Annotated in this window: 10 protein-coding genes; 4 read left to right on the top strand and 6 right to left on the bottom strand. The window is 65.7% G+C overall.

What is annotated here, in order from left to right; all coding sequences use genetic code 11:
• Positions 1-37: 37 nt before the first annotated feature.
• The 6 genes from gyrA to dnaA all read right to left on the bottom strand — a co-directional run bounded on the left by gyrA (position 38) and on the right by dnaA (position 9,840).
• Positions 38-2,554, bottom strand: a complete 2,517-nt coding sequence (gene gyrA / locus AC5Y7V_RS01345; protein ID WP_499878256.1) for a DNA gyrase subunit A — start codon at positions 2,552-2,554, stop codon at positions 38-40.
• A 32-nt stretch (positions 2,555-2,586) separates the two neighbouring features.
• Positions 2,587-4,620 carry a DNA topoisomerase (ATP-hydrolyzing) subunit B gene (gene gyrB / locus AC5Y7V_RS01340; RefSeq protein WP_499878255.1) on the bottom strand — a complete coding sequence of 678 codons (2,034 nt, stop codon included), beginning with the start codon at positions 4,618-4,620 and terminating at the stop codon, positions 2,587-2,589.
• A 254-nt stretch (positions 4,621-4,874) separates the two neighbouring features.
• The gene (locus AC5Y7V_RS01335; RefSeq protein WP_499878254.1) at positions 4,875-5,438 is read right to left on the bottom strand and encodes a DUF721 family protein; all 564 of its coding nucleotides are present in this window, start codon (positions 5,436-5,438) and stop codon (positions 4,875-4,877) included.
• Entirely contained in the window at positions 5,435-6,592 is a 1,158-nt protein-coding gene (gene recF / locus AC5Y7V_RS01330; RefSeq protein ID WP_499878253.1) for a DNA replication/repair protein RecF, read from the bottom strand. The genes AC5Y7V_RS01335 and recF overlap by 4 nt, the downstream gene beginning before the upstream one ends.
• The gene (gene dnaN / locus AC5Y7V_RS01325; RefSeq protein WP_499878252.1) at positions 6,593-7,792 is read right to left on the bottom strand and encodes a DNA polymerase III subunit beta; all 1,200 of its coding nucleotides are present in this window, start codon (positions 7,790-7,792) and stop codon (positions 6,593-6,595) included.
• 491 nt (positions 7,793-8,283) lie between these two features.
• Entirely contained in the window at positions 8,284-9,840 is a 1,557-nt protein-coding gene (gene dnaA / locus AC5Y7V_RS01320; protein ID WP_499878251.1) for a chromosomal replication initiator protein DnaA, read from the bottom strand.
• Between the two features lie 590 nt (positions 9,841-10,430).
• Here dnaA and rpmH point away from each other — a divergent pair.
• The 4 genes from rpmH to yidC are packed head-to-tail and all read left to right on the top strand — an operon-like array spanning position 10,431 to position 12,425.
• Positions 10,431-10,574, top strand: a complete 144-nt coding sequence (rpmH, locus tag AC5Y7V_RS01315; RefSeq protein WP_068111553.1) for a 50S ribosomal protein L34 — start codon at positions 10,431-10,433, stop codon at positions 10,572-10,574.
• Positions 10,575-10,595: 21 nt separating this feature from the next.
• Positions 10,596-10,952 (top strand): ribonuclease P protein component, encoded by a 357-nt coding sequence (rnpA, locus tag AC5Y7V_RS01310; protein ID WP_499878250.1) that lies wholly within the window; start codon positions 10,596-10,598, stop codon positions 10,950-10,952.
• On the top strand, positions 10,949-11,305 hold the full coding sequence (gene yidD / locus AC5Y7V_RS01305; RefSeq protein ID WP_499878249.1) for a membrane protein insertion efficiency factor YidD: 357 nt from the start codon (positions 10,949-10,951) through the stop codon (positions 11,303-11,305). Before rnpA ends, yidD begins: the two co-directional genes overlap by 4 nt.
• Positions 11,286-12,425 (top strand): membrane protein insertase YidC, encoded by a 1,140-nt coding sequence (gene yidC, locus AC5Y7V_RS01300; protein WP_499878248.1) that lies wholly within the window; start codon positions 11,286-11,288, stop codon positions 12,423-12,425. Before yidD ends, yidC begins: the two co-directional genes overlap by 20 nt.
• Positions 12,426-12,483: the final 58 nt, after the last annotated feature.

The following is a 12,483-nucleotide window of genomic DNA, read 5'->3' as shown; positions in this document are numbered from 1 at the left end:
CTCGAGCGAACCCCCGCTTGCCCGCATCGTTACCTGCCTAGCTCTGCGCATCCTCGGCCTCGTCGCCGTCCCCGACGACCTCGTCGGCGGCCTCCTCGGCGTTGCGCGCGATGGCCAACAACGTGTTGTCCTCACCCAGGTTCATCAACCGGACGCCCTTGGTCTGCCGCCCGGCCTTGCGGACCTGGCGCGCCGCCGTGCGGATCACACCCCCTCCGGAGGTGATGGCGTAGAGCTCGCTGTCCTCGTCGACGATCAGCGCGCCGACCAGCCGGCCGCGCCGACGGTCGTACATCACGGTCAGGACGCCCTTGCCGCCGCGGCCCTGCACCGGATACTCCTCGATCGCGGTGCGCTTGGCGTAACCGCCGGACGTGGCGACCAGGAGGTAGGTGCCTTCACGAACCACGTTCAGCGACAACAGGTAATCGTCGGCGTTGAACCGCATGCCCTGCACGCCCGAGGTGGCACGGCCCATCGGACGCAGGGCCTCATCGGTCGCCGAGAAGCGGATGGACTGCCCGTTGGCCGATACCAGCAGCAAGTCCTCCTCGGACGAACACAGCACCGCGCCAACCAGCTCGTCGCTGTCACGCAGGTTGATCGCCACGATCCCGCCCGAACGGTTGGAGTCGAAGTCGGTCAGCTTCGTCTTTTTCACCAGGCCGTTGCGGGTGGCCAGCACCAGGTACGGCGCGTCCTCGTAGCTGCGGATCTGGATGACCTGCGCGATGCGCTCCTCCGGCTGGAAGGCCAGCAGGTTGGCCACGTGCTGGCCGCGCGCCGTGCGGGAGGCCTCGGGCAGTTCGTAGGCCTTGGCCCGATACACCCGGCCCTGCGTGGTGAAGAACAGGATCCAGTCGTGGGTCGAGGACACGAAGAAGTGCGCGACGATGTCGTCCTGCTTAAGCCCGGCACCCTGCACGCCCTTGCCGCCGCGCTTCTGGCTGCGGTACAGGTCGGTCTTGGTGCGCTTGGCATAACCCGTTTCGGTGATCGTGACCACGACGTCCTCGCGGGCGATCAGGTCCTCGTCGCTCACTTCTCCGTCGGCCGCCACGATGCGGGTGCGGCGGTCGTCGCCGTACTTGTCGACGATCTCCTTGAGTTCGTCGCGGACGATCCCGCGCTGCCGCTCTGGCTTGGCCAGGATGTCTTCCAGGTCGGCGATCTCGGCCTCGATCTTGGCCAGGTCGTCGATGATGCGCTGCCGCTCCAGGGCCGCCAGGCGCCGCAGCTGCATGTCCAGGATCGCCTGGGCCTGGATCTCGTCGATGTCGAGGAGCTCGATCAGGCCGGCGCGGGCGATCTCTACGGTCTCCGACGCGCGGATCAGGGCGATCACCTCGTCGAGCGCATCGAGCGCCTTGACCAGACCCCGCAGAATGTGGGCCCGTTCGTTGGCCTTTCGCAACCGGTAGGTGGTGCGGCGGACGATGACGTCCAGTTGGTGCGCGACGTAATGGCGGATCATCTGGTCGAGCCGCAGGGTGCGCGGCACCCCGTCGACGATCGACAGCATGTTCGCGCCGAAGCTGGTCTGCAGCTGGGTGTGCTTGTAGAGGTTGTTGAGCACCACCTTGGCCACCGCGTCGCGCTTGATCTCGACGACGATGCGCACCCCGACCCGGTCGCTGCCCTGGTCCTCGACGTTGGAGATGCCGGCGAGCCGGCCATCGCGAACCTGCTCGGCGATCGAGGTGATGAAGTTGTCGTGGTTGACCTGATACGGCAACTCGGTGATCACCAAAGACGTTCGGCCCCTGGCCTCTTCGACTTCCACGACACCGCGCATCCGGATGGAGCCGCGGCCGGTCTTGTACGCGTCGGAGATGCCCTGGCTGCCCACGATCAAACCGGCGGTGGGAAAGTCGGGTCCCTTGACGCGCTCCATGCACGCGGCCAGCGTCGCTTCCTCGTCGGCCTCGTGGTTCTCGAGGCACCAGAACACGGCCTCGGCGAGCTCGCGCAGGTTGTGCGGCGGGATGTTGGTCGCCATGCCGACCGCGATGCCGCCCGAACCGTTGGCCAGCAGGTTGGGGAACCGGCTCGGCAGCACCGTCGGTTCCTGCACCCGGCCGTCGTAGTTGGGGATGAAATCGACTGTTTCCTCGTCGATTTCGCGCAGCATCTCCATCGCGAGCGGAGTAAGCCGCGCCTCGGTATATCTCATGGCCGCTGGCGGATCGTTGCCCGGCGAGCCGAAGTTGCCCTGCCCGTCGACGAGCGGATAGCGCAGCGACCAAGGTTGGGCCATGCGCACCAACGTGTCGTAGATCGACGAGTCGCCGTGCGGGTGATAGTTGCCCATCGTCTCGGCAACGGAGCGTGCGGATTTCGCGTGTCCGCGGTCCGGCCGGAACCCGGAATCGAACATCGCGTACAGCACTCGGCGGTGCACCGGCTTGAGGCCGTCGCGCACTTCCGGTAGCGCGCGGCCCACGATCACGCTCATCGCGTAGTCGATGTAGCTGCGCTGCATCTCCTGCTGAATGTCGACGGGTTCGATCCGGTCGCCGGCTTCGCCACCGGGTGGCAGCGTGGTGTCAGTCATGTGATCCTCGGGTTAGATCGTGCGAAATCGAATCAGACATCAAGGAAGCGAACATCTTTGGCGTTGCGGGTGATGAAACTGCGGCGCGCGTCGACGTCCTCGCCCATCAGGATGGAGAACAATTCGTCGGCGGCCGCGGCATCATCGAGGGTGATCTGGCGCAGCACCCGCACGTTCGGGTCCATCGTGGTTTCCCACAACTCCTTGGCGTCCATCTCACCCAGACCCTTGTAGCGCTGGATGCCGTCTTCCTTGTTGATCTTCTTGCCGGCCTTCAGCCCGGCCTCGAGCAGGCCGTCGCGCTCGCGGTCGGAGTAGGCGAATTCGGGATCGCTGCGCTGCCACTTCAACTTGTACAGCGGCGGCTGCGCCAAGAACACGTGGCCGTTCTCGATCAGCGGGCGCATGAAGCGGAACAACAGCGTCAGCAGCAGCGTCGAAATGTGCTGGCCGTCAACGTCGGCGTCGGCCATCAGCACGATCTTGTGATACCGCAGCTTGGTGATGTCGAACTCGTCGTGGATGCCGGTGCCGAGCGCGGTGATGATCGCCTGCACCTCGGTGTTTTTCAGCACCCGGTCGATGCGCGCCTTCTCGACGTTGATGATCTTGCCGCGCAGCGGAAGGATGGCCTGGAACATCGAGTCGCGGCCGCTCTTGGCCGAGCCGCCGGCTGAATCTCCCTCCACCACATACAGTTCGGACTTTCGCGGGTCGGTCGAGCGGCAGTCGGCGAGCTTGCCGGGCAGCCCGCCGAGATCGGTGGCGCTCTTGCGGCGCACCAGCTCCCGGGCCTTGCGGGCCGCGATGCGGGCCTGCGCCGACGACACCGCTTTGTTGACAACGGTTTTCGCTTCGGAGGGATTCGCCTCGAACCAGTGCGTCAGCTGTTCGTTGCACACCTTCTGCACGAACGACTTGACTTCGGTATTGCCCAACTTGGTCTTGGTCTGGCCCTCGAACTGCGGTTCGGCGACCTTCACGGAAATGACCGCCGCCAAGCCTTCGCGGATGTCGTCGCCGGTGAGATTGGCGTCCTTCTCCTTGAGCAGCTTCTTGTCTTTGGCGTATTTGTTCACCACCGACGTCAACGCGCTGCGGAAGCCCTCCTCGTGGGTACCGCCCTCGTGGGTGTTGATCGTATTGGCGAACGTGTGCACCGATTCCGAATATCCGCCGTTCCACTGCATCGCGATTTCCACTTCGTGGCCGGTGCCTTTGCCGTCGAAGTCGATGACGCTCTGCTGGATCGGGCTCTTTGTGCGGTTGATGTGCTTGACGAAGTCGACCAGGCCGCCCGGGTAGTGAAACGTCCGGTGCTTGACCTTGTGCGGCGCGCTCGATTCGGCCGCCTTCTCTTCGGCGGTCTTGGGCGCCTCGGCCGTGTCGCTGACCACCTCGTCGACGACCTCGTCCTGCTCCACTCGTTCGTCGGTGAGGTTGATCGTCAGACCCTTGTTCAGGAAAGCCATCTCCTGCAGCCGGCGGGCCACGGTCTCGAAGTCGTACTCGAGGGTTTCGAAGATGTCCGAGTCGGCCCAGAACCTGATCGTGGTTCCCGTCTTCTTGGTGGCCTCGCCCTGCTTGAGCGTGCCCGGCACGGCGCGGTCGTAGAACTGGGACCACTCGTGGCCGTCGCGCTTGATGTCGACCTCTAGCCGAACCGACAGCGCGTTCACCACCGACACCCCAACCCCGTGCAGACCGCCGCTGACGTTGTAGCCACTGTTCTCGCCGCCGAACTTGCCGCCGGCGTGCAGTTGGGTCATGACCACGTCGACGGTCGGAGCACCGGTGGCGTGCATCGCCACGGGGATACCGCGGCCGTTGTCGGCAACCTCGACGCCGCCATCCGCCAGCAACCGCACGTCGACCCGGTCCGCGTAGCCAGCCATCGCCTCGTCCACGGAGTTGTCCACGACCTCCCAGATGAGGTGGTGCAAACCACGCTCACCGGTGGAGCCGATATACATGCCCGGGCGTTTGCGGACAGCCTCCAGCCCTTCGAGGACGGTGATCTGTTCGGCGCCGTATCCGGCTTGAGGCTTCTTCTTCTGGGCAGCCACGGTCGGAATGCTCTCCTTGGGGTTTCATGCGGGCGGTCCGGTCACCGCAGCAGACGCATGCCACCACTCTACCGTGATCGGGCTCTGGCACCCATTCTCTGGGCGCGTTTCTACCCAGCTAACTGCGCCGTGCGGGCGATTTCTTTATTCGTGCCGCGTCCCGACGTGCCTGATAGGGCTCTCTTTCGTTCTGGCGGCTCTGAGACGCCTGTGGATTAGCTCGCGACTGGGGACCGATTTCGTCCCGCCGCGCCTCAGCCGTACGTGTCCCGCGGCCCCCGCCCGGCGATGTGACGGGGCCCCTTCCGCCACGACGGGGCGGTGGGCCCGCTGATTTTCAGCGACGTCACCACACCGTTGCCAACCGCCGCGGCGATCTTGGCCAGAAGTTGCGCCTGGATCATCCGGAGTTGGGTTGCCCACGCCGTCGATTCCGCCGTCACGCTGAGCACCCCCTCGTTGAGCGCAGTCGGGGTCGCATGTTCGGCGATCTGCTGTCCCACCACCGACGACCAGTGTCCCAGCACCGTGCCTTCGGCCACGTGCGCCGACCATCCCCGTTTTTTCGCGAGGTCGCGCGCCAGCCGGCCCAGCGGCTGCGGATCGCGCACGTCCGGGCCCGGACCCGACCAGCTCCGGCGCTGACCCGCCACCCGGCGCGGCGCCGACGGCATCGCCCTCCCGCGCCCGGCGTCCTTTCCCTGCGCGCGGGCCGCCGCCCGCGCCTCCTCGAGGGTGCGGCGCACCAGGTCGATCCCGGTCAGCCCGCCCAGTCTGTCGACCTCGTTCTTGTCGTCCGCGTCGGTCGCGTCGGTCATGACCGCACCGCCGAGACCCGGCCCGCGTCGTCGTCGCGCAGATCGATGTGCACCCGCCTAGCATCCCAGTCCGCCGGAATGTCTTCCAGCACCGCCGCGGTCACCAAAACCTGCTCGGCCGACTCGGCCACCGCCGCCAGGGCCCGGCGGCGGGTGGCGTCGAGTTCGGCGAACACGTCGTCGAGCAACAACACCGGCTCGTCGCCGTCCGCGCGCAGCAACTCATACGCCGCCAACCGCAGCGCCACGGCGAACGACCACGATTCGCCGTGACTCGCAAAGCCTTTGGCGGGTTGGTCGCCAAGCCTCAGCTCCAGGTCGTCGCGGTGCGGGCCGACCAGGCACATGCCCCGCTCCAATTCCGCGTCGCGCCGCGCGGACAGCGCCGCCAACAACGCGGCCTCCAGAAATTCGCGGTCGTTGCCTTGGAAGTCCTCCGGGCCGCGGGCGCCGAGGCTCGGCCGATAGGCGACCGAGGCGGGGCGTGATCCCGGTGCCAGCAGCTGGTAGGCCTTTTCCACCTCCGGTGCCAGCTCGTTGACCAAATCGATTCGGGCGGACATCAATTCGGCGCCGTGCTCGGCGAGTCGACCGTCCCACACGTCCAGGGTGTCCAGGGCGCTGCGGTCGCCCCGATACCGGGCACCGGAAAGGGATTTCAACAGCGCAGTGCGCTGCCGCAAGACCTTGTCGTAGTCGGCACGCACGCCCGCAATCGCCGGCCGGCGCACCGTAGCCAAGTCGTCGAGGTAGCGCCGCCGATCCGCTGGGTCGCCCCGCACCAACGCCAGGTCTTCGGGCGCGAAAAGCACGGCGCGTAGCACGCCGACGACCTCGCGCGTGCTACGAACCGGCGAGCGGTTCAGCCGCGCCTTGTTGGCCCGGCCCGCCGCGATCTCCAGATCGATCGCGCATTCCCGGCCCTCGTTGACGACGATCGTCGAAACCACCGCGCGGTCCGCGCCCGCCCGGATCAACGGCGCGTCGGTTCCGACCCGGTGTGAACCCAATGTCGTCGAATACCACAGGGCCTCAACCAGATTCGTCTTCCCAAAGCCATTTGGACCGACGAACACCGTCCGGCCCGGCTCCAATTCGAGGTCGGCGTAAGCCCAGGACCGGAAATCACGCAGTCCCAAATGCCGGACGTACACCTACCCGGGCAACCGGACTGGCATCAGCAGGTACACGTAATCCGTCGGCAACGCGGCGAAGGGTCCGCTGCCGGTGGGGGAGCTGTCGCCGTCGAACGCGGGGCGCAGCAGCGCGGGCTTGCCCGGCGTCGTGAAACCGAACGACACCCGCTCCGAATGGACCGATGCGAGTCCGTCGGTCAGGTACGTCGGATTGAACGCGATCGTCAACGGTTCGCCGACGAAATCGACCTGGAGATCTTCCTCGGCACGGCCCACGTCGTCGGCACCGGCGGAAAGCCGCAGTGTCCCGTCCGAAAATTCCATCCGCACCTGGGCGCCGCGGTCGGCCACCAGTGCCACCAGCTTGATGGCCTCGGTCAGCTCCGCCACGTTGATGGTGGCGACGGCGGTGTGCTCGGCCGGCAGCAGCTGACGAAACTTCGGGAACTCCGCGTCGAGGAGCCGGGTGGTGCTCTGCTTGCCGTTTCCGCTGATCCCGAGCAACCCGTCTTTTCCGACTCCGGCGCCCGCGCCCAGCGATAACTGCACCTCGGACCCGTCGGCACCGGCCTTGGCCGCCTCGGACAACGTCTTGGCCGGTACCAGCACCGCGGCCTCGATGTCGGGCGACAGGGCTGTCCACGTCAGCTCGCGAACCGCAAGACGGAACCGGTCCGTCGCGGCCAAAACCACCGTGTCCCCGGAAATCTCGACGCGGATACCCGTCAGCATGGGCAATGTGTCGTCCCGGCCGGCGGCGATGGCGACCTGGCTGATCGCCTCTGCGAATAGGTCCGCCGGCAGGGTGCCGGTACCTTCGGGCAGCGCGGGCAGCGTGGGGTAGTCCTCAACCGGCATCGTCGGCAGTGAAAACCTGGCGCTTCCGCAGGTCAACGCGACCCGATTGCCGTCCACATAGAAGTCGACGGGCTTGTTCGGCAACGCCCGGGTGATGTCTGACAACAACCTGCCGGATACCAAAACGCTTCCAGGAGAAGCGATTTCGGCTGCAACCTGAGCTTCGGCGGACACCTCGTAGTCGAATCCGGAGATCGTCAGGCCGTCGTCCGAGCCAGACAGCAGGACTCCGGACAGCACCGGAACCGCCGGCCGGGTCGGCAGGTTCTTCGCCACCCACGACACCGCGTCGGCGAATGACTCTCGCACCAGACGGAACTTCAAGTCGGTGAGGCCAGCTGTTGTCGTCGCCGCGTCCATAGCGTCCCTTTACCTGCCGAGTGTCCAAAAATCTGCAAAAACCACGGTGCCTAGCCGCCCGTCGCTAGCAGTCGAACCACAACCGTAGATCTTCTGCCGCCATCTTGAAAGCTAATCGCAGACGCCGACAAGCCGGGTCAACGTGGGCCTCGGCGCGGCGCAATCGACGGGTGTCCCCAACGCTGTTCTTCAATGAAGAAACAACGGAAAGATCTAAGTAACAGTATTAAGGCCTGTGCATTCTGGGGACAGCCTGGCTTCGGTGCAGCTAGACGAGTGACGGGGTTGTGGATGACGCGGTTGATAACGCAGGGGAGCTTGTTGGGCGGATGGGGATGGGCGACGGATGTGTACGGAAACCCCATTGCTGCACCGATGTTTGACGGGCTTGTGCACAGCGCTGCCCACAACGCCCTGGAGTGACAGCTGTGACAGGGGAGCGAGAAGTTTTTTGAAAAAAACTTTGGCCGGGTGGTCTCGAGGCGCCGAAATCAGCGCTTGGACCGCTGCCGGATGCGGGTGGTGAGCTCCTTGACGTGATCGAAGACCTCACGGCGCTCGGCCATCTCGGACAAGATCTTTCGCTGCGCGTACATGACCGTGGTGTGATCACGGCCGAATGCCTGACCGATCTTGGGCAGCGACAGGTCGGTCAGCTCACGGCACAGGTACATCGCAATTTGTCGTGACTGCGCCAGCGCCCGAGTCTTGCCCGGGCCGCGCAGCTCCTCGACGGTGGTGTCGAAGTACTCGGCGGTGGCGGCCATGATGGTGGCCGCGCTGATTTGCATGGTGCTCGCGTCGGCGATGAGGTCGCGAAGCACGATCTCGGCCAGCGCCTTGTCGATCGGAGTCTTGTTCAACGAGGCGAATGCGGTCACCCGGATCAGAGCCCCTTCGAGCTCGCGGATGTTGCGTTCGATGCTGCTGGCGATCAGCTCGAGCACGTCATCGGGCACCGCCAGCCGTTCCATCTGTGCCTTCTTGCGCAGAATGGCGATGCGGGTCTCCAGCTCGGGGGGCTGCACGTCGGTGATCAGTCCCCACTCGAACCGGGTCCGCAGCCGGTCCTCCAGCGTGGCGAGTTGTTTGGGTGGCCGGTCGGATGAGATGACGATCTGCTTGTTGGCGTTGTGCAGCGTGTTGAAGGTGTGGAAGAACTCTTCCTGGATACCTTCTTTGCCCTCGATGAACTGGATGTCGTCGACGAGCAGCACGTCGACGTCGCGGTAGCTGCGTTTGAACGCGACTTTGCGGTCGTCGCGCAGCGAGTTGATGAAGTCGTTGGTGAATTCCTCGGTCGAGACGTACTTCACCCGCATGCCGGGAAACAACCGTTGGGCGTAATTACCGGCGGCGTGCAAAAGGTGGGTCTTGCCCAGGCCGGACTCGCCCCAGATGAAGAGCGGGTTGTAAGCGCGGGCGGGGGCTTCGGCGATGGCGAGGGCCGCGGCGTGGGCGAACCGGTTGGACGCGCCGATGACGAAGGTGTCGAAGGTGTAGCGCCGGTTCAGGCTGGTGCCGCCGGCGACGGCCGGGTCGGCCGCGTGTGGGCGTTCGGTGAAGTAGTTGGGCCAGCTCTGTTCGGCGCCGCCGGGGACGTCACCGTTGTCGTCCGTCTCGTCGGTGTCGATCGACGTGTCCAAGTCGGCATCGTCGGCCTGGTCGAGGGCCGAAGTCTCCGAGACGGGTGGAAAGGCATCGCCGTTGGTGAACGCACTCGCGTCGGTGTCCTCCGGGGGTGGGGCGATGCGGACGCCGAGTTGGATCTGTTGGCCGAGCCGGCGGCTGAGCGCGTCGGTGATTGGGGCGCGCAGGTGGCGTTCGATCTCGTTTTGCACGAAGCTGCTCGGCACCGACAACAGAGCAAATCCCTCGACGATCGTCAGCGGCCGGACGAGATTCAGCCATGCCCTTTGCTGGGGGGTCAATGGGGTGGCGAGTGCGGTGCGATTGGCGGCCAGGCCGTCCGAGGCGGACTCGCCGTTGAGCTCGGAGACGACCGCGTTCCAAACTGTTGTGAATCCTGAACCGGGGTCATCGGTCAACGACGTAATCTCCCTGGCTCTCGCAGATCCCGGGTCGAGGGGCAACCACGCTTAACGACGAAGCAGCTGTCCACATGGTTATCCACAGGTGTGGACAGGATGATCGTAGACGAGCCGCAGCCTACCGGCGACGGCCCGCGATCTCCGTGCTGATGGCGACCCCGGCCGGTCGCCTAGACAGCTACTCGATCCGCCATCCTCGCTTTGTCGTCGAGCGCCGTTCCACTCTGAAACGGCATTGCCCGAAGTTAACAGTTTTCCGTTCGGCTGCCAACAGTTCTGTTGCATTCCAATCGGCTTCTCTAGGGTGTTCTGGGCCTGCTTGTCGCTCGAACTTCCATGGTGCCGCAGCGAGGGCGCCGAGAACTTCGGTTTTCGCGGATGTGTGAGTTTGGTGCGTTGCGGCAGACCAAGTTTGACCCAGCGAAGGCACGTCAGTACCCTCAAACAGTCGCCCGAAAGTCGGCGATACGGCTGCGACCCAGATTCGAGACCGGGGACCGCGCCGGCCAGTAGCAAGACCCACCTCCGATCGACCCGCGGACGAATGGCGCGAGCGGCCGGAAGGTTCGAATTACGAGGAGAACGCCGTGGCCAAGGGCAAGCGGACATTCCAGCCGAATAACCGGCGCCGAGCCCGCGTGCACGGCTTCCGGCTGCGGATGCGCACCCGCGCCGGTCGGGCTATCGTCTCCGGCCGGCGCCGCAAGGGCCGTCGCGCGCTAACTGCCTGATCGCAACGCCAGGTTTTGGCGGTGCTTTCCGCACGCAACCGCATGAGGCGCTCAACGGAGTTTGACGCCGCGGTGAAGTACGGGGTGCGCTCGGCGCAGCCCGACGTCGTCGTGCATGTCCGACGGGATCCCGAGGACGGCACCGGTCCCCGCGTGGGTTTGATCATCGCCAAACCGGTCGGATCGGCCGTCGAGCGTCATCGGGTTGCGCGTCGGCTGCGGCATGCCGCCCGGACCATGGTCGGCGACCTCCACCCATCCGATCGCGTGGTGATCCGGGCGCTGCCAAACAGCCGGCTGGCGTCGTCGGCGCGGCTCGAGCAGCAGCTGCGCCGCTGTCTGCGACGCGCGTTCGAGTCGGCAGGAACCGACCGATGACGGCTGCGGCGAGGGCGCGCGCCGTCATCGGCGGGGCGGGGCGGGCGACCGCGCGCGGACTGATTTTCTTGATCCAGCTGTACCGGCACATGGTGTCACCGCTCCGTCCGGCGACGTGCCGCTTCGTACCCACCTGTAGCCAGTACGCCGTCGACGCCCTCGCCGAGTACGGGTTGATTCGGGGGAGCTGGTTGTCCGCGACCCGGCTGGCCCGATGTGGACCGTGGCATCGGGGAGGATGGGATCCGATACCGGATCGGCACGAATGCCGGGCGAGCTTCGAAGGCGCCGGCCCCAGACAAGCGGGGCCCCCCGCGCCGCAGCAACGGGAGAGTGAGTCTTTTGTCGTTTGATTTCTTCAGCCTCGACGTCTTCTACTACCCGGTGTCGTGGATCATGTGGGCTTGGTACAAGTTGTTCGCGGCCGCACTGGGGCCGTCGAATTTCTTCGCCTGGGCACTGTCGGTGATGTTCCTTGTCTTCACCCTGCGCGCGATCTTGTACAAGCCGTTCGTGCGCCAGATCCGGACCACCCGGCAGATGCAGGAGCTGCAGCCACAGATCAAGGCGCTGCAAAAGAAGTATGGCAAGGACCGCCAGCGCATGGCGCTCGAGATGCAGAAGCTGCAACGCGAGCACGGCTTCAATCCGATCTTGGGCTGCCTGCCGATGCTCGCCCAGATCCCGGTGTTCCTCGGGCTGTATCACGTGCTGCGGTCCTTCAACCGGACGACGGGCGGCTTCGGCCAACCGCACATGTCGGTGGCCCAAAACCGGGCGACCGGCAACTACGTCTTCACCCCGGCCGACGTCGGGCACTTCCTCGACGCGAACCTGTTCGGCGCCCCGATCGGCGCCTTCATGACCCAGCACGCCGGGTTGGACGCCTTCACGCATTTCAGCCGACCCGCGGTGATCGCCGTCGGTGCGCCCGTGATGATCCTGGCCGGCGTCGCGACCTACTTCAACAGCCGGGCGTCGGTGGCCCGGCAGAGCGCGGAGGCGGCGGCCAATCCGCAGACCGCGATGATGAATAAGCTTGCGCTGTACGTGTTTCCGCTCGGCGTCGTCGTCGGTGGTCCGTTCCTTCCGCTCGCGATCATCCTGTACTGGTTCTCCAACAACATCTGGACGTTCGGACAGCAGCACTACGTGTTCGGGATGATCGAGAAAGAGGAAGAGGCCAAGCGGCAGGAGGCCGTTCAGCGCCGAGCGGCCAACGCGCCGGTGCCGGGCGCCAAGCCCAAGCGCAATGCCAAGGCTGCGCCGGGCGGCAATGGTTCGTCGGCCGGGGCCGGCGACGACGGCGATGATTCCGGTTCGGACTCGGATTCCGATCGATCGGATAACGGCGCCGCCGGGGCTAAAGCCGCAACGGTGCAACCAGACAAACCGAACGCGCCGGGCCGCGCCAATGGTCCGACCAACCGCACCCCGCGGCCCGGGGCGCGGCCGAAGAAACGAAAGCGCTGACGCGGCGCCACGGCTTTTAGGGGGTCCCCCGGGCGAGTGACCCGACTGCAGAGGGACC

The sequence above is a fragment of the Mycobacterium sp. NGS34 genome, from assembly GCF_059812845.1.
This window is presented reverse-complemented; position numbering and strand designations above follow the sequence as displayed.

Coding starts and splice junctions, on each gene's coding strand:
- gyrA (WP_499878256.1), bottom strand. CDS start 2,554: ATGACTGACACCACGCTGCCACCCGGTGGCGAAGCCGGCGACCGGATC.
- AC5Y7V_RS01335 (WP_499878254.1), bottom strand. CDS start 5,438: ATGACCGACGCGACCGACGCGGACGACAAGAACGAGGTCGACAGACTG.
- dnaN (WP_499878252.1), bottom strand. CDS start 7,792: ATGGACGCGGCGACGACAACAGCTGGCCTCACCGACTTGAAGTTCCGT.
- yidD (WP_499878249.1), top strand. CDS start 10,949: ATGACGGCTGCGGCGAGGGCGCGCGCCGTCATCGGCGGGGCGGGGCGG.